Below are 16,475 nucleotides of genomic sequence, written 5' to 3'. Positions count from 1 at the left end.
AGGACCACCGACATGACAGACGTTCCGCGCGTCATCGCCGCCCGTCGACCGCTGCTCGCCGCAGGCGTCGCGGGGATGCTCGCCGGCGTGCTGGCGCTCACCGGTTGTGGCAACGAAGAGTCCTCCCCCGGCGCCTACGGCTTCCCCCAGGTCAAACAGGACGACAAGGCCACCATCACGGTCTGGGTGGACGCCGACCGGTCCAAGGCGGTCGACGCGTTCAAGAAGGCCCATCCCGACGTCGCGCTCAAGGTGGAGACGTACGACGGGTCGGCCAACGGCTCCAACTCGTTCCGCACCAAGGCGCAGCTCTTCGACCGGGCGGACAGCGGCTGGCCCGACGTCGTGTTCTCGACCCAGAACAACGACGCGGCGTGGGCCAGCCAGCAGAGCAACGGCAGGCAGGCGTTCGCGGCCGTGCTCGACCGCGGGCTGGTCTCCACCGGCGTGCTCGACGGGTTCACCAAGGGCGCGCTGGACCCGTGCACGGTGGACGGAAAGGTGTACTGCCTGCGCAACGACCTCGCCCAGGTGGTGCTCTGGTACAACCGGAAGCTGCTCGACGACTTCGGCTACACCCTGCCCGCCACGTGGGAGGACTACCAGGCGCTGGGCGAGCGGGTGGCACGCGAGCACCCCGGCTATCTGGTGGGCACGGTCGGTGACCCGTGGACCCCCGAGATCTACTTCTGGGGAAGCAGGTGCCAGGCCAACGGCATCACCGGCCCCCGCACGGTGACGGTGCGCACGGACAGCACGGAGTGCCGGCGCGCCGCGACGCTCGTCGACACCCTGGTCCGCAACCGCACCGCGCCCAACATCAGCGTCTTCACGCCCGAGTTCGTCAAGACGTACACGAACAAGGTGCTGATGATGCCCGGCCCGGCCTGGTATGCCGGGGCCATCTTCCACAACCCGCAGTCCCTCGACGTGCCCGCCGGCCAGCTCGGCGTCGCGGCCCCGCTGCCCTGGCGGGGAGAGGCGCCGGTCACCGGCAACGTCGGCGGCGGCACCTGGTTCGTCAGCAGCCACTCCCGCAACCTGAAGGCGGCGGCGGGGTTCGTCGAGTTCGTCACGACCGCCGACGACTACCAGGTGGCGCTCGCCCCCGGTTATCCGGCGTACGCGCCGGCCGCCGAGAAGTGGATCAAGAAGCAGGAGGCGAGCGGCTACTACGCCACCGACCTCCGGCCGGTCACCGAGGCCGGGGCGAGCATCTGGAACGGCTGGGGCTCCGGCGTCTTCAGCCAGGAGGCGGTCTGGGCCAAGGCGGTCACCCCGGCGATCGCGAGCGGCCGGCGCGTGGCCGACCTGCTCCCCGAGTGGGAGCAGGCGATCAGGAACCAGGCCCAGGTCAACGGCTACACGGTCAAGTGACGCCGATGGCGGCCGGCGGAACGAGAGGGCGCGGCGCGCTGAGCTACGGCTTCGTCGCGGCGTACGCGGCGCTGGCCCTGGCGTTCGGCGTGCTGCCCGCCCTCTACGCCCTCTGGCTGGCGTTCACCACCGGAGCCGGCGGCTTCGCCGGGGTGGACAACTTCACCCGGGTGCTCGGTGACTTCCGGTTCGGGCCGGCCGTCGCCCACGTCGCGCTCTACCTGGCGATCTGGCTCGCCGCGCTGGTCGTGCTCGTATCGTTCCTGGCCGTCGTCGTCCACGCCGTCCGGGTGCGGTGGCTCAGCCGTTACCTCCGGCTCGTCTTCTATCTGCCGGGAGCGGTGGCCGGCGCATCGAGCGTGCTGCTCTGGCTGTTCGTGCTCGATCCCACCGCGAGCCCCGTCAGCGGCCTGCTGCGCCTGTTCGGCTTCCACAGTTTCGTGCAGGTCATCGTGCCGGGGAACCTGCCCGCGATCTTCGCCATCATCGCGTTCTGGACCGGCGCGGGCGGGTGGGTCGTCATCATGTACGGCGCCTTGAACACCATCGGCGCGGAGGTGATCGAGGCCGCCCGCATCGACGGGGCGAACGCCGTCCAGATCGCCTGGCACGTCCAGCTCCCGCTGCTGCGTAAATGGATCTCGTACATGGGCATCATGTCGCTCGCCGCCGGCACCCAGCTCTTCGTCGAGCCGCAACTGCTCTCGCAGGCGAGCAACGCGGTCGTGCCGAACGACTACTCGCTCAACCAACTGGCCTACCAGTACGCCTTCCAGCACAACGACTTCAACGGCGCGGCGGCCATCTCGCTGCTGCTCCTCGTCGTCGCCCTCGCCCTGTCCGCCGTCTTCGTGGTGCGCGGCGGCCTGTTCGGAACGGACTGACGCCATGACGGCACGCGCCGGCCGGGCGATGCTCGGGGCCGTGGTCACGGTCTTCGTGCTCTTCTTCGTCATCCCGATCGCCTGGCTGCTGGTGGCGACCACCAAGTCGGCGCACGATCTCGTCGCGACCCACCCGTTCCGCCCCGGGAGCGTCGGCGACCTGAGCGACAACTGGCACCAGCTCTTCGGGTTCCAGGACGGCGCGGTCACCACCTGGGTCGCCAACTCGGCCCTGTACGCGCTGAGCGCGCTCGTCATCACCGTGGTCGCCAGCATCCCGGCCGGGTACGCCTTGGCGCTCACCGAGTTCCGCCTGCGCCGGCCGCTGCTGGTGCTGACGCTCGTCGTCATGCTGATCCCGAACACCGCGCTGGTGCTGCCGATCTTCCTCGAACTGAACGTGGTGGGGCTGATCGGCAGCCCGCTGTCGGTGATCCTGCCGATGTCGTTCTTCCCGTTCGGCGTGTACCTCGCGTACGTCTACTTCTCCACCGCGCTGCCACGCGACCTGCTGGCGGCGGCGCGCATCGACGGGTGCGGCGAGTTCCAGGTCTTCTCCCGGATCGCGCTGCCGCTCGCCACCCCGATCGTGGCGCTCGTCGGGTTCTTCAGCTTCGTGCAGAGCTGGAACAACTTCTTCCTGCCCTTCGTCATGCTGCCCGCAAGCGACGGCTACCCGATCCAGGTCGGCCTGACCTCGCTGCTCGCCTCCACGCCGGCGTTCAACCCCAGTTCCGCCGGGGCCCAGTCGGTGCAGTTGCCGACGCTCGCCCTGGCCACCGTCGTCTCGGTGCTGCCGGTGCTCGTCGTCTTCGGATTCGCCCAACGGTTCCTGGTCGCCGGCATGACGGCGGGCGGCACCAAGGATTGACCACGACACCGACGAGGGGAAGCCACTGTGAAGGTCACCGGCTACCGCAGCCTCACCACCGCGCACGACTGGGGACGGCTGATCGGCGACGCCAACGGGGTCATGCCGGAAACCCGTACCGACGTGCCGGTGCTGATCCTGGAGACCGACTCGGGCCTGGACGGCGTCGGTGTCGGCCCGCACGCGGAGGTCGAGCGGCTCTTCCGCGCGATCGAGGGCGAGGATCCCCGGTCCGCCCCGGCGCTGTACGACCGGATGTTGAACCAGGTCTTCAAGACCGGCCACGCCGGCGCGACGTTCGGGACGATCGGCGCGATCGACATGGCGCTGTGGGATCTCAAGGCGAAGGCCGCCGACGAACCGCTCTGGCGCACCATCGGCGCCGCGGACCGGTTCGTCCCCGGCTACGCCTCCGGGCTTGACATCGCACTCGACGACGACGCGCTCGGGCGGCTGTACGAGCGCTTCGCCGAGCGCGGCTTCGACGCCGCCAAGCTCAAGGGCGGCCACGACGTCGAGCGGGACCGGCGCCGGCTGGAGGCGGTCCGGGCGATCCTCGGCCGCAACTCGCCCCGCCCGGCGTTGATGTTCGACGCCAACGAGGCGTGGAACCGCGCACAGGCCGTCCGGTTCGTCACCGCGCTGGAGCGTACCGTCGACCTGACCTGGATCGAGGAGCCGGTGCGCCGGTGGGACGCGGCAGGTCTCGCGTCGGTCCGCCGCGGCGTCCGGGCGGGGGTCGCCACCGGCGAGAACCTCACCGGCCTCGAACAGTACCGGCCGCTGCTGGACGCGGACGCCGTCGACGTCGTCCAGGTCGGCAGCGTCTGGGGCATCACCCACTTCCTGCGTACGGCCGCCGTGGCGCACGGGCGGGACCTGCCGGTCAGCCCGGTGGCATACCACGGCAACCCGCTCGCGCACGCCGCCGCCGCCGTGCCCAACCACCTGGCCTGCGAGATCCAGGACTTCTCCTGGCCGATCGGGCTGGAGGTGGACCAGGAGATCGCGGACGGCGGCATCGTCCTCGGCGACCTGCCGGGCCTCGGCATCCGGGTCGACGAGCAACGCCTCGAAGCCGCTCGGGCGCTCACCGGCCCGCCCGCGGCGGCGGGTCCGCACGTCCGCCCCGACCGCGCCGGCCTGCGCCTCGTCCCCGAGCGCTGAGTCACCCCTGGGCGGCGTCGCCGGGCCCCGGCTCCTCGGACGGCCCCTGGAACCGGCGGCGCTGCCAGGAACCGACGATGTGGTCCCGCATCGCGCGTTCGGCGCCCGGCACGTCCTGGCGGGAGATGGCATCGACCACCCGCGCGTGCTCGTCGAGCGTCGACTCGAACGCGCTCTCGTACTTCAGGCCGTGGTAGCGGCTGCTCTCCAGCGCCCGCCGGTAGAGCCGCTTGCAGATGTTCTCCGCCAGGCGGTTGCGGGACAGCTCCATGACCGTGAAGTGGAAGACCACGTCCGCCTGCCGGAACGAGTCGGTCTCGTGCCGGATCTCACGCATCGCCGCGAGCGCGTGCTCGACCCGGGTCAGCTCCTCCGTCGTCCGCCGGCTCGCCAGGGTGCCCGCCATGGCCGCCTCCAGGCTGCCCCGGACGACTGTCAGCTCGTCCAGGACACCAAGCGACTCGTCGTTGTCGATGAGCGCGGACAGCACGATCGGGTCAAGCATGTTCCACGAGCCGACCCGGGCGACCTGGGTCCCGCGGCCCTGCGAGACCACCACCAGGCCCTTCTCCTCGAGCCGCTTCACCGACTCGCGGATGACCGTGCGGCTCACGCCGAAGTGCTCACTGAGCGGCCCCTCCGGGGGAAGCATCTCGCCCTCGCCGAGCTGGCCGGTGACGACGAGCTCGACCAGCTCGCTCACCACCGCCACCCCCAGACGCTCCGCCGGGCGGCGAGGTGGGAAGGCGAACCCATCGACGCGAGCCGTCATGGCCACACCCTAGTGCAGCGCCGCGCGGCCCGGTCGGGCCGCGGTCGGCTGGCCCTAGGCGGTCAGCAGGCGCCGGATCCGCTCGTACTCGGCGGCCATCTCCGGCGTGGCGAGGAAGTCGTCGAGCGCGGCCGAGACCTGGTGGTCGACCTGCTCGACGGAGCGGATGGCCAGCTCGTAGATCTCGTCGCGCCGGCCCGTCTCCCGGTAGGTCGTCAGGTGTTCGAGCGCCGAGATGACGGTCAGGAGCGCGGGATCCATGTCCCCGTCGCTGAGGATACCGTCGTCGATGCGGGTGAGCAGCGCGCGCAGCTCGGCCGCGCCGGCCGTCGGGGCATGGGCACAGGCCACGGCGATCGCCGCCGCCGCGTCCTCGTCGAGCTCGTCCTCCGTCAGCAGGTCCTCGGCCCGGACCATGCGGGCCACCGTCTCGGCGCCGAAGACGCGGAGACTCTCGTCGCCGGCATCGCTCACCAGTTGGAGAATCGCCGCTTCGAGCTCGTCGTATCGCATCACCGGAGTCTATCGATCATCACGTGCGCGGCAGCAGCCCGCGTCCGGCCATGAAGGCGCGCAACGTGTCGTCGTCCCCGGGGTTCATCAGCCGGCGTGGGATCACGGTCGCCGGCATCCGGCCGACGTACACGATCCAGAACTCCGGGGTGTCCTCGACCCGGGCGACCCCGTCCCAGGCGATGCCGCCGGACTCCGAGCCGCTGCGCATCATGATGTTGTCGTCGGTGATGTCGTAGCCGCCGTCGACGGCGTAGCGGCCGGAGCGGCGTCGGGCGCGCCACCGCACCCAGGGCGAGTAGAGCATCGACAGCAGACCGCCGACGACGAGCGCCGTCCACAGCGACGCGAACCGGCCGCCGGACGGGACCACCAGGGAGACGACGAGACCGACCACCCCGACCGCCGCGAGCGCCGCGCCGACGTATCCGAACCTGCGCAGCCGCACTCTGCCGAGCGCGGCGGCCACGCGGCCCGGGTAGGCGGGATCGGCCGGGACGTCGAAACGGATGTGCACGCCCGAACGATAGTGCCAGGCGCGGCGGCGGGCTCGCGCCCCGCCGAACCTCAGGCCGCTGCGCGTCGGGCCGCCATCATTTCGGCGTGGTGGTCGACCGCCCAGCCGGCCAGTGCGGACAGCGGCTCCAGCAGGCTGACACCGAGGGGCGTCAGCCGGTACTCGACGCTCGGCGGCGACGTCGGAAGCACGTCCCGTTCGACCAGGCCGTCGCTCTCCAACGTGCGCAGCGTGCGGGTGAGCATCCGCTGGCTGATGCCCTCGACGGCTCGGTTCAACTCGTTGTACCGGTACGGCCGCCGCCCCAGCAGCGTGAGAAGGACAAGCGTCCACTTGTCGCTCACCCGTCGCAACACGTCGGTGACCGGGCAGTCCTCGTACTCGCCGGCCGGGACAGGCTCCGGCAACAGGTGCCCGGGCAGCACGGTACGCACACCTGTGTTCCCTGTGGCCATGAAAGTGCCTTCTTTCGCGTCGCCGGTCACCCGTCCAGGATGAGCACGGTCAGTGGGAAACGGTAGTCGGGGGGCGGCATGGCAGTCGTGGTGGTCAGCGGTGGCACGAATGGGATGGGACGCGCATTCGCCCTGGAACGCGCCGAACGCGGAGACCAGGTCGTGGTCCTCGGCCGCAACCGCGAGCGCGGCGAGGCGTTGGCGGAAGCCTCGGTCACCTTCCTTCCCGTGGACCTGTCAAGCGTCGCCGAAACCCGGCAGGTCGTCGAGCACCTCGTCACGGCCTACCCCGTCGTCGACGCGCTGGCGCTGTTCGCCAATGCCGTAACGCCTCGTCGCATCGTCACCGCCGACGGCCTGGAGCGCACGTTCGCGCTCTACTACCTCAGTCGTTACCTGCTCAGTTTCGGGCTGCGCCCGGCACTGGACCGGGCCGCCACGCCGGTGATCGTCAACGTTGCCGGCGTCGGTGTCACCCGGGGCGGGGTCCGCTGGTCGGATCCGCAGTTGGAGTCGGGTTACTCGGCCGTCACCGCGCAACTCCAGGCCGGTCGCGCCAACGACCTGCTCGGCGTCGGCTTCGCCCGACGGTCCGAAAGTCGCGCCCGGTACGTGCTCTACCACCCCGGCTTCACCAGGAGCGGCGACCGGAGCGCCATGCCGCTCGTCGTCCGCGGGCTGCTGGCCGCGGCCTCGCTGATGGCTCAGCCGGTCGCGAAGGCGGTGGCGCCGATCCACCGCTTCCTGGACGAGCCACCGACCGCGCCACTGACCGCGGTCGACCGGAAACGGCAGCTTCCGCTCAGCTTCCCCACACTCGACCCGGGCAACGCCGACCGCCTGATGGACCTCACGGAGGAGCTGACCGCGCACTCACTGTGAGCGTTAACAGTCAGCGATCTCGCCCGTGCCGACCGGAAGTTTCCGGTTGGCACGGGCGAGAGTTTCGGCGGCCCCAGCGCGCCTCGAAGGCGGGGATTGCCTCATCTGACCGGGGATAACGCGGCCGGCGCGACCGGCCACCGGGGCGCGTGCCGGAACCTGAGCGGTTGAAAATGTTATCGATAAACTGCTATCTTTCGGAACAGGGAGCGAAGGGCACGCTCCCGGTCACCCCGGCAGTCGGAAGGCGCCGACGAGGCACACCTCCCGCCGCTCGGTGACCAGTCCGGGCCGTTGCGCCGATGGCAGCCGACCGCAGGTCGTTGCCGGACGAGTCGGCCCGCCACATGCCCCGTCCCCCACGCCCTCCCGCAGGCGAACCCTCGCGCGCCCGGGCACCGGACCACCACCACTGGCAAGGAGGCAAGCCATAGTGAAACGTACACAGCTCCTCTCATCCCTCGCTGCCGCCACCGTGCTCCTCGCGGCGACCGCCGCCGGCGTGCTCAACGCCGGCTTCGGCGGCGCGGCGGAGGCCGCGACGAACGGCACGCTCGCCGCGACCGCCGGCTGCGGCAAGGCGCCCACGCTCGCCAACGGAACCCGCACCATCACCAGCAGCGGACAGAACCGCAGCTACATCCTGCGGATCCCGGACGGATACGACCGGAACCGCCCCTACCGCCTGGTCTTCGGCTTCCACTGGTTGAACGGCTCGGCGAACAACGTCGCGTCGGCCGGCTACTACGGGCTGCTGCCGCTGTCGAACAACAGCACGATCTTCGTCGCGCCGCAGGGCATCGACGCCGGCTGGGCCAACACCAACGGCCGGGACCTGACCCTGTTCGACGACATCTCCCGGCAGGTCGAGAACGACCTCTGCGTCGACACCACCCAGCGCTTCGCGCTCGGCTGGAGCTACGGCGGGGCGATGAGCTACGCGGTGGCCTGCGCCCGGGCCAGCGTCATCCGCGCGGTCGCCGTCCTGTCCGGCGCCAACCTCAGCGGATGCAACGGCGGCACCGCGCCCGTGCCCTACTTCGGCATCCACGGCACCCACGACAGCGTGCTGAACATCTCCATGGGCCGGTCGCTGCGGGACACGTTCGTCCGGAACAACGGCTGCACCGCGCAGAGCCCACGCGAGCCGGCTTTGAACAGCTTCAGCCACATCACCACCACCTACTCCGGCTGCCGGTCCGGCTACCCCGTGCAGTGGGCCGCGTTCGACGGCGACCACACCCCCAGCCCGGTCGACGGCTCGGGCAGCCCGAACGACTCCCGGACCTGGACGTCGGGCGAGATCTGGCGGTTCTTCAGCCAGTTCGAGTCGACCACGCCGCCGACCACCGCCCCGCCGACGAGCACGCCGCCGACGAGCACCCCGCCCACCTCGACGCCGCCCACCTCGACCCCGCCCACGACCACGCCGCCGACGACTCCCCCGCCGACCGGCTGCGCCGCCGCCTACCGCACCATCAACACCTGGCCGGGCGGCTTCCAGGGTGAGGTCACCGTGGCCAACAACACCGCTGCCACCGTCAACGGCTGGACCGTTCGCCTGACCATGGCCAGCGGCCAGGCCATCAGCAGCCTCTGGAACGGTGTCAACACGGGCACCACGGGCAACGTCAGCGTCCAGAACGCCGCCTACAACGGCACGTTGGCCCCGAACGCCTCGACCACCTTCGGGTTCACCGCCACCGGCAACGGCGCCACCGCGCCCGGCAACGTCACCTGCACCAGCTCCTGACCGGAGTGCGGACGCGGGCCCGGAGCCACCCGGCTCCGGGCCCGCGTCCGCGGTAGGGCCAGCGACGGGCGCGTCCGGTACGTACAGTGCGGAGGCAGAACCGTCGCGAAGAGGAGATCCATGTCGAAGCCGCCGCTGCCCGAGCCCGCCGTCGCCATGCTGCGCAAGCCGAACCCCGCAGTCATCGCCACGCTGCGCCCCGACGGGCAGCCGGTCTCCGCGGCCACCTGGTATCTCTGGGACGACGGCCGGATCCTGGTGAACATGGATGAGGGCCGTCGCCGGCTGGCGCACCTCCGCAAGGACCCCCGGGTCACCCTCACCGTGCTCGACGAGCAGGGTTGGTACACGCACCTGAGCATCATGGGTCGCGTCACCGAGCTGCGCGACGACGAGGGCCTGGCCGACATCGACCGGATCGCGCGGCACTACACCGGAGGGCCGTATCCGCGTCGGGAGCGGGCCCGGGTCAGCGCGTTGATCGACATCGACCGCTGGCACGGGTGGGGCGCGCTGAAGGACAACAGCCAGGCCGGCTGACCCCGCACGCGGTCCGGCGGCGAACCCTCCGGCCCGGCGTCCCGGGCGATCAGGTCAGGGGCGTGGGGAGACACTTCCGTCCGACGAGGATTGCCGGGCCGATCCTAGTCGGGGGAAGCGGGTTCGGAGACGTGCGCCGTGACGATCCGCCAGCCGGCCGGCAGGCGTACCCAGGTCTGGGTCTGCCGGCCGGTGGCGGCGGTCCCGGCGTACCCGAACCGGGTCGTCACGACCGCGAGGTCGGGTCCGAACGTGGTGACCATCGGATCGACAAGCCGGCGGCCGGCCGGCAGCGGCGGCTGCGCGGCCCGCCACTTGCGCTGCTCGTCCAGGCCGTACTGGTGGTCGGCGAGGCCGAACCGCACGGTCCGCCCGGAATCCCAGAACCAGCCGCAGATCCGGTCCGCGTCACCGTCGACCAACGCCTGCTCGTAGCCGGCGAAGGCCGCCGCGACCTCGGCCACCACGTCCGCCCGGTCGATCTCCATCCGGTTCGTTCCCTTCCGCCGTCGGGTCCGCCGGCCTCAGCCGCTCACCGCCGGCGCCGGCTGCTCGACGGCGGCCGGGCCGGTGGGTACGGACGGGCCGTCGTGCCGGCGGTCCAGCTCCTGTTCCTCCGGGTCGGGCACCCGGGGCGTCGGGCGGGTAAGCGCGAAGACCGCGCAGATCACCGCCACGAAGAGGTAGCCGAGCGCCACCGGGCCGTTGGCGTTCCACTCGATCTTCTCGCCGTGGATCAGCCCGACGAACGACAGCACCGCGCCGGTGCCGGCGAAGATCGCGGCCCGGAGGAACCGCTTGTCGATGATGAAGACCACGATCGCGCCGAGCACCAGGCCGGCGAGGATCGCGCCCCGGCCGAGCACCAGCAACCCGTCGTAGACCACGCCCGCGCCGTTGAGCGCGTCGTCGCCCACCGCGGCGGCGGTGGTGCCGGCCGCGGCCAGGGCGTTGTCGATCTGACTGGTGGCCCAGGCCGCGATGTTCGGGACGAGCGCGGCGACCACGGCGGCGGCGTGCGCCCGCGGCGTCGCCTGGAACGCCTGGGCGCCGATCAGCAGCCCGATGTAGAGCAGGATCGGCACGATGGCAGGCGTCGGGAAGATCGTCGCCAGCAGGCCGAACATGCCCAGGAAGCAGAGAACCGCGATCACGATGCCGGTCGCCATCGAGTAGCCGCTCCGGCCGCCGGCCGCCTTCCAGCCCGGATGCCCGACGTAGACGGCGGGCGGGAACGGTGAACCGAGAGCCGCGCCGATCACCGCGCCCGCGCCGTCGGCGAGCAGCACACTGCGCAGGTTGTAGTTGTCCCCGGCCGTCGCCGCGCTCTCCACGTTGGACATGCCCTCGGTGAAGTTGTAGACCCCGAGCGGGATCGCCGTCGCCAGCAGCGGCGCCATGTCGCCGAGCCCGGTGAGCAGCAGGTCGACCCGGAACGAGGGTACGGCGACCGCGACGTCCCGGGCGGCGGCCGTGACGTCCGGCACCGACATCGCCCCGCCGATCCAGCCGATCGCGGTGCCCAGCAGCAGCGCGGCGAGCCCGATCGGAAAGTTGAACGGCAGCTTCACGTCGGTGAGCAGGCCGATCAGGAGCAGCGCGAAGACCGGCAGGGCGACCCAGGCCATCCGCCACATCTGCCCGGCCGGATTCATCGAGATGAACGTGACGGAGATGCCGGCGAGCGTGCCGAGCAGGGCCGCCCGCGGCGCGTACCGGCGGATGTAGGGACCCACGAACGCGCCGATCAGCACGATCACGCCGATGATGAACGCCCAGGCCAGCCCGGCCTCCCACGCCCGCACCGGATCCTGGGTGCGCAGGTAGATCGGGAGCATGATGACGAAGATGACGATGAACATGTGCGGCACGCTCGGCCCGTACGGCAGGGCCGTCACGTCGGTGCGGTTCTCCCGCCGGGCCAGCCGCCGCGCCAGGTGCGTGTAGTAGATGTTGCCGGCGACCAGGGCGATGCCGAGCGCCGGCAGGATGGTGCCGAACACCTCCCCCTCGGGAAGGTTCACCACCACCAGGCACAGCCCGGTCAGGGTGAGCACGTTGACCAGGACGTTGACGCCGAAACCGAAGAACGCGTTGGTGTCGCCGCGCACCCAGAACGGGAGCGGAACGGCGGTGGGCTTGGTGGGGACCATGGCTGCTCCCGGTCAGGAGGAGGGCTGCGGAACGGAGACGGTGGGCAGCGCGGCGCGTACCGACGTGGAATCGGCGACCCACCCGAAGATCCCGCCCTGGGCGGCGATCATGTCGAGCCCGACCCGGTGGAACTCCGGGAAGTAGGACCCGACGCAGTCGGCGAGCACGAGGCATTCGTACCCGCGGTCGTTTGCCTCGCGGACGGTGGTGTGCACGCACACCTCGGTGGTGACGCCGGTGACCAGGAGGCTGCGGACGCCCCGTTCGACGAGCAGGGTGTCCAGGTCGGTGGCGTGGAACGCGCCCTTGCCGGGCTTGTCGACGACCGGCTCGCCTGGTCGCGGCGCCAACTCGTCGACGATGTCGTGGCCGTACTCGCCCCGGACCAGGATCCGGCCCTTGGGCCCGGGGTCGCCGATCCGCCGGCTCGGCGCGCCCCGGCGCAGCTTCGCCGGCGGGCAGTCGGAGAGGTCGGGCAGGTGCCCCTCGCGGGTGTGCACGACGGTCAGGCCGGCGGCGCGGGCGTCGGCGAGCAGCGCGGCAAGCGGCGCGATGGTGCGGCGGAGCTGGCCGACGTCGTTGCCGAGGCTCTCACCGAACCCGCCGGGCTCCAGGAAGTCGCGTTGCATGTCGATGACGAGCAGCGCGGTGCTCGGGATGTCGAAGGTGTAGGGGGTGGGCCGGGCCTCGGCGACGGTCACCATGCTGCTTCTCCTCATTCCGTGGTGGCGGCGATGACGTCGTCGGAGGTGGCGACGCAGCCGAAGACGCCGCCCTGCATGGTCACCATGTGCAACGCCGCGTCGTGATTCGCCTTGTCGGTCGCGCCTGTGCAGTCGGAGAGGATCAGGCACTCGAACCCCCGGTCGTTCGCCTCGCGCATGGTGGTGTGCACGCAGACGTCTGTGGTGATGCCGGTGAGGATCAGGTGCGTGATTCCCCTGGTACGCAGCACCAGGTCGAGGTTCGTGGCATAGAAGGCGCCCTTGCCCGGCTTGTCGACGATCACCTCGCCGGGCGCCGGGGCGACCTCGGGCACGATCTCCCAGCCCGGTTCGCCACGGACCAGGATCCGGCCGGCCGGCCCGGCGGCGCCGATCTCGGCGCCGATCCGCGCCGACCGCCAACGCTTGTTCGCCGGCAGGTCGGACAGGTCGGGTTGGTGGCCCTCCCGGGTGTGCACGACGAGCATCCCGAGGGACCGGACGTGCGCCAGCAGCCGGGCGGTGGCCGGCAGCCCGGCCCGGGTCAGGCCGATGTCGTAGCCCATCGCGTCGACGTAGCCGCCCGGACCGCAGAAGTCGGTCTGCCAGTCGATGCAGAGCAGAGCGGTACGCGTGGTGTCCGCCGCGCCGTCGTACGGCCACGGGTAGGGATTGGCCGGTACCGGCCCGATGCTGCCCATCCTCGCTCCCTGCTGTCGTCGTTACGGTGTCCGGTTCACCGCCGCACGGCGCGGCGCCAGGCCCGCCAGCCGCCGGTGGCGCTGATGTCCTCGACCTGCGGTCCCACGGCGTACGCCTCGCAGAGGAAGCCGAGCACGTCCCGCCCGTCGTGCAGCCGCACCCAGCCGAGCGAGAGCGGCGCCGGCACCCCGGCCAGCAGCGCGCCGACTGCGGACGCCGGCAGTCGCCACAGCTCGACGTCGATCGGCTGCCCGTCCGGACCGGCCGGGGCGACCCGGACCAGGCCGGGCAGTCCCTCGCCGTCCGGGGTGTCCATCCGGTAGAGCCGGTAGAGCGGCGCGGTCCGGGCCGCGCCGACGAGGGTGGCCCCGAGGCCGGTCAGCTCGCCGTTGCGGGACTCGCCGGCCAGGTGCCGCCCGACGACGGCGATCAGCAGCTCCCCGGGTGGGCGGGCCGGCGTCGCGCTCCCGTCGCCCGGGTCGTCCCCGGCGGTGAGCGCGGCGGCGAGCCGGGCCAGGGTGAGGTCGCTGAACGCGGGCCCGACCAGGGTCAGGCTCGCCGGCCGGCCGGCGTCGGTGAACCCGTTGGGTACGGTCACCGCGGCCAGGTCGAGCAGGTTCGCGAACTGGGTGTAGCGGCCCAGAATCAGGTTCCGCCCGATCGGGTCCTCGGCGATCTCGTCGAGTGTGAACGTCGTGCCGACGGTGGGCACCACGAGCACGTCGACCTCCCGCCAGAGCTTGTCGACCCGGGCGGCCAGCTCGCGGAGCCGGTGCAGGCCCCGGAAGGCGTCGATCGCGTCGTAACCGCGCCCGGTCTCCAGCACGGTCCGGGTGACCGGAAGGACCGACCCGGGGTGCGCCCGCAGGAAGTCGTCGAGCGCGACGAGCCGCTCGGCGACCCAGGGGCCCCGGTAGAGCAGGTCCCCCGCCTCGAAGAAGGCGTCGAGCGGCACCTGCCGCACATCGGCGACCAGGGCGCCCAGTCGCCGTACGCCGTCGTCGAACCGGTCGGCCTGCCCGTGGTCGCCGAAGAAGTCGAGGTCCGCCGTGCCGGGCACGCCGAGGCGCAGCGTTCCCGGCACGCCGGCGACCGCCCGGTCCGCCGGCAGCGCGCGACCCCACGGGTCGGCCGCCGAGACGCCCCGGGCGGCGTGCAGCACGTCGACGGCGTCCGCGACGTCGGCGGCGAAGACCGACACGCAGTCGAGCGAGCGGCAGGCCGGCACCACCCCGGCGGTGCTGAGCAGCCCCCGGGTGGGTTTGAGGCCGACGATCCCGTTCAACGCCGCAGGCACCCGGCCGGAGCCGGCGGTGTCCGTGCCCAGGGCGAAGCTGACCTGGCCGGCGGCCACCGCGACGGCCGAGCCGGAGCTGGAGCCCCCGGAGATGAGGCCGCCGCCGAAGACGCTCTCGCCACAGCCGTACGGCGAGCGGGAGCCGGTCAGGCCGGTGGCGAACTGGTCGAGGTTGGTCTTGCCGACGAGCATGGCGCCGGCGTCGAGCAGCCGGCGCACCACTGGCGCGTCCTCGGTGGCCCGGTAGCCGAAGTCGGGGCAGCCGGCCGTGGTGGTCATGCCGGCGACGTCGATGTTGTCCTTGACCGCGAACGGGATCCCGTAGAGCGGCAGCGCGTCGGGGTCGGGGTGGCGGGTCAGCGCGTCGGCGCGGGCCCGCAGCTCGCCGGCCGGGACGGTGCTGATCCAGACCGGTCCGCCGGCCTGCCCGGCGAGCCCGGCCAGGACGTGTTCGGCCTGTTCGGCGGCGTTCGTCGCGCCGCTGCGATACGCCGCCCGCAGCGCCGCGATCGAGCCGATTCGCTCTGACATACTGTCGATTGTCGACAGTTCGGTTACGAACGATGAAGCGGTTCGTAACGACGCCGTGACGCGTGCCTAGCCCAGATACGAGCGCGCACCGTGCGCGGAGAGCACGGCGAGCACCTCCTCCGGGTCTCCCCCGGCGACCGCCTCGAACAGCCGCTCATGCCGGTGCACCCCGTCGGACGGCTGGGCCAGCTCCGCCTCACGACGCAGGTTGACCGCCATGTAGAGCTGCACCTTCACCAGGATCGAGTCGTACACCGCCGACAGTTGCCGGTTGCCGGCGAGCGCCACCAGCGCGACGTGGAACGCCCGGTGCGAACCGGCGACCGCCATCCGGTCGCCCAGCCGCACCGCCTCCCGCATCCGGTCCAGCGCCGCCCGCAGGCCGACCAGGTCGCCCTCCCGCCCCACCGGGATACCCGCCCGCACCGCGAAGCGCTCCAGCACGTCCCGCAGCTCGTACAGCTCCCGTACGTCGCGGTCGGAGAGGGTGGCGACCCGGGCCCCCCGGCGGGGCACGTGCTCGACCAGCCCCTGCTGGGCCAGCAGGCGCAGCGCCTCCCGCAGCGGCGCCCGGCTGATCCCCAGGCGCCGGGTCAACTGCTCCTCCACCAGGCGTTCGCCCGGGTCGCTCCGGCCACTGAGGATCTCCCGGGTGAGCCGGGTGACGGCGAGGTCCACCAGGCTGACACTCTCCAGCTCGCCATCCATCGGCGATGCGGCCACGTCGTTCACTCCGACGAGTCTGCCACCTGAACCCCGCCGTCCGGATCGGGCCGCCCTAGCCCTTTCTGCCGTCGAAGGACTTCGCCTGGCACTCCAGCTCCATCGCCTCGTTCGGCGCCCAGTCGTTGAAGCCGGGGCCCGGCACCCACCTGCCGTCCTTCTTGACGAGCGGCTTGCCGTTCGCCACGACGCACCTGTGGTAGTTCTCGTTGTCGTCGGCCCAGTACGGGTTCTTCTCCTCGTCCAGCTCCGGGGCCAGGACCGGCCGGAGCTTCCCGCACGCCTGCGCGTATTTCGGTTCGTTCGACAGGATGCGCCCGTTCGTCTCGTCGGTGTCGCCGCCGGCGAGATCCAGCAACCCGTCCGCCGTGGTGCGCGTCGGCACGCCCGCCTTCTTCAGGCACTGCAACCAGGGCTGATTCATCCGGTTCTGCTCCTCGGTCGTGGTGTCCGGTCGGATCACCGGCGCGACAGGCGCGGGCGCCGTCGCGGAGGGAGCGGCGGCGCTCGACGACTCAAGCGTCGCCACCTCCGGGCGACCGCCGGGTTCCGCCTTCCGCGGGAGAGCGGCGCAACCGGCCAGGACGGCCAGGGAGACGGCGAGGACTGCGACGGGAAGCTTCGTACGCATGA

General features: G+C 71.7%; 18 protein-coding genes. 7 read left to right on the top strand and 11 right to left on the bottom strand.

The features are described from left to right. Positions 1-12: 12 nt before the first annotated feature. The 4 genes from SM450_RS13205 to SM450_RS13190 are packed head-to-tail and all read left to right on the top strand — an operon-like array spanning position 13 to position 4,299. Complete coding sequence (locus SM450_RS13205) at positions 13-1,377, top strand: ABC transporter substrate-binding protein (protein WP_474620006.1); 1,365 nt, start codon at positions 13-15, stop codon at positions 1,375-1,377. A 5-nt stretch (positions 1,378-1,382) separates the two neighbouring features. Next, positions 1,383-2,261 carry a carbohydrate ABC transporter permease gene (locus SM450_RS13200; RefSeq protein ID WP_474620005.1) on the top strand — a complete coding sequence of 293 codons (879 nt, stop codon included), beginning with the start codon at positions 1,383-1,385 and terminating at the stop codon, positions 2,259-2,261. 4 nt (positions 2,262-2,265) lie between these two features. Further along, positions 2,266-3,132 carry a carbohydrate ABC transporter permease gene (locus SM450_RS13195; RefSeq protein ID WP_474620004.1) on the top strand — a complete coding sequence of 289 codons (867 nt, stop codon included), beginning with the start codon at positions 2,266-2,268 and terminating at the stop codon, positions 3,130-3,132. 27 nt (positions 3,133-3,159) lie between these two features. After that, positions 3,160-4,299: a mandelate racemase/muconate lactonizing enzyme family protein gene (locus SM450_RS13190; RefSeq protein WP_474620003.1), complete on the top strand. Its 1,140-nt coding sequence runs from the start codon at positions 3,160-3,162 to the stop codon at positions 4,297-4,299. Between the two features lies 1 nt (position 4,300). On the opposite strand, the gene SM450_RS13185 is transcribed toward SM450_RS13190, so the two are convergent. Genes SM450_RS13185 through SM450_RS13170 form a run of 4 tightly spaced genes read right to left on the bottom strand, consistent with a single transcriptional unit; the run spans position 4,301 to position 6,556 of the window. Next, the gene (locus tag SM450_RS13185; RefSeq protein WP_474620002.1) at positions 4,301-5,071 is read right to left on the bottom strand and encodes a FadR/GntR family transcriptional regulator; all 771 of its coding nucleotides are present in this window, start codon (positions 5,069-5,071) and stop codon (positions 4,301-4,303) included. Positions 5,072-5,125: 54 nt separating this feature from the next. Continuing rightward, on the bottom strand, positions 5,126-5,584 hold the full coding sequence (locus SM450_RS13180; protein ID WP_474620001.1) for a hypothetical protein: 459 nt from the start codon (positions 5,582-5,584) through the stop codon (positions 5,126-5,128). A gap of 19 nt (positions 5,585-5,603) precedes the next feature. Then, complete coding sequence (locus SM450_RS13175; protein WP_474620000.1) at positions 5,604-6,101, bottom strand: YcxB family protein; 498 nt, start codon at positions 6,099-6,101, stop codon at positions 5,604-5,606. 50 nt (positions 6,102-6,151) lie between these two features. After that, complete coding sequence (locus tag SM450_RS13170; RefSeq protein WP_474619999.1) at positions 6,152-6,556, bottom strand: winged helix-turn-helix transcriptional regulator; 405 nt, start codon at positions 6,554-6,556, stop codon at positions 6,152-6,154. A gap of 78 nt (positions 6,557-6,634) precedes the next feature. On the opposite strand from SM450_RS13170, the gene SM450_RS13165 reads away from it, so the two are divergent. The 3 genes from SM450_RS13165 to SM450_RS13155 all read left to right on the top strand — a co-directional run bounded on the left by SM450_RS13165 (position 6,635) and on the right by SM450_RS13155 (position 9,731). Continuing rightward, positions 6,635-7,438 (top strand): SDR family NAD(P)-dependent oxidoreductase, encoded by an 804-nt coding sequence (locus SM450_RS13165; RefSeq protein WP_474619998.1) that lies wholly within the window; start codon positions 6,635-6,637, stop codon positions 7,436-7,438. A 430-nt stretch (positions 7,439-7,868) separates the two neighbouring features. Further along, the gene (locus SM450_RS13160; protein ID WP_474620073.1) at positions 7,869-9,191 is read left to right on the top strand and encodes a CE1 family esterase; all 1,323 of its coding nucleotides are present in this window, start codon (positions 7,869-7,871) and stop codon (positions 9,189-9,191) included. Between the two features lie 120 nt (positions 9,192-9,311). Then, on the top strand, positions 9,312-9,731 hold the full coding sequence (locus SM450_RS13155) for a PPOX class F420-dependent oxidoreductase (RefSeq protein WP_474619997.1): 420 nt from the start codon (positions 9,312-9,314) through the stop codon (positions 9,729-9,731). A gap of 104 nt (positions 9,732-9,835) precedes the next feature. Here SM450_RS13155 and SM450_RS13150 read toward each other — a convergent pair whose 3' ends face one another. The 7 genes from SM450_RS13150 to SM450_RS13120 form a co-directional block, all read right to left on the bottom strand. Next, the gene (locus SM450_RS13150; protein WP_474619996.1) at positions 9,836-10,219 is read right to left on the bottom strand and encodes an AtzH-like domain-containing protein; all 384 of its coding nucleotides are present in this window, start codon (positions 10,217-10,219) and stop codon (positions 9,836-9,838) included. A 36-nt stretch (positions 10,220-10,255) separates the two neighbouring features. Further along, a complete protein-coding gene (locus tag SM450_RS13145) occupies positions 10,256-11,884 on the bottom strand; it encodes a permease family protein (protein WP_474619995.1) in 1,629 nt (542 codons plus the stop codon). A 12-nt stretch (positions 11,885-11,896) separates the two neighbouring features. Next, positions 11,897-12,589, bottom strand: coding sequence for a cysteine hydrolase family protein (locus SM450_RS13140; protein WP_474619994.1), 693 nt, complete (start codon positions 12,587-12,589; stop codon positions 11,897-11,899). Between the two features lie 11 nt (positions 12,590-12,600). Then, positions 12,601-13,290 carry a biuret amidohydrolase gene (gene biuH, locus SM450_RS13135; protein ID WP_474619993.1) on the bottom strand — a complete coding sequence of 230 codons (690 nt, stop codon included), beginning with the start codon at positions 13,288-13,290 and terminating at the stop codon, positions 12,601-12,603. A 35-nt stretch (positions 13,291-13,325) separates the two neighbouring features. After that, positions 13,326-15,119: an allophanate hydrolase gene (gene atzF, locus SM450_RS13130; RefSeq protein WP_474619992.1), complete on the bottom strand. Its 1,794-nt coding sequence runs from the start codon at positions 15,117-15,119 to the stop codon at positions 13,326-13,328. Positions 15,120-15,185: 66 nt separating this feature from the next. Further along, positions 15,186-15,851, bottom strand: coding sequence for a GntR family transcriptional regulator (locus tag SM450_RS13125; protein ID WP_474619991.1), 666 nt, complete (start codon positions 15,849-15,851; stop codon positions 15,186-15,188). 46 nt (positions 15,852-15,897) lie between these two features. Then, complete coding sequence (locus tag SM450_RS13120) at positions 15,898-16,473, bottom strand: hypothetical protein (protein ID WP_474619990.1); 576 nt, start codon at positions 16,471-16,473, stop codon at positions 15,898-15,900. Positions 16,474-16,475 lie beyond the last annotated feature (2 nt).

The organism is Micromonospora marincola, from assembly GCF_056150385.1.
The sequence above is the reverse complement of the archived record's forward strand: the minus strand, read 5'-3'. Positions and strand labels throughout refer to the sequence as shown.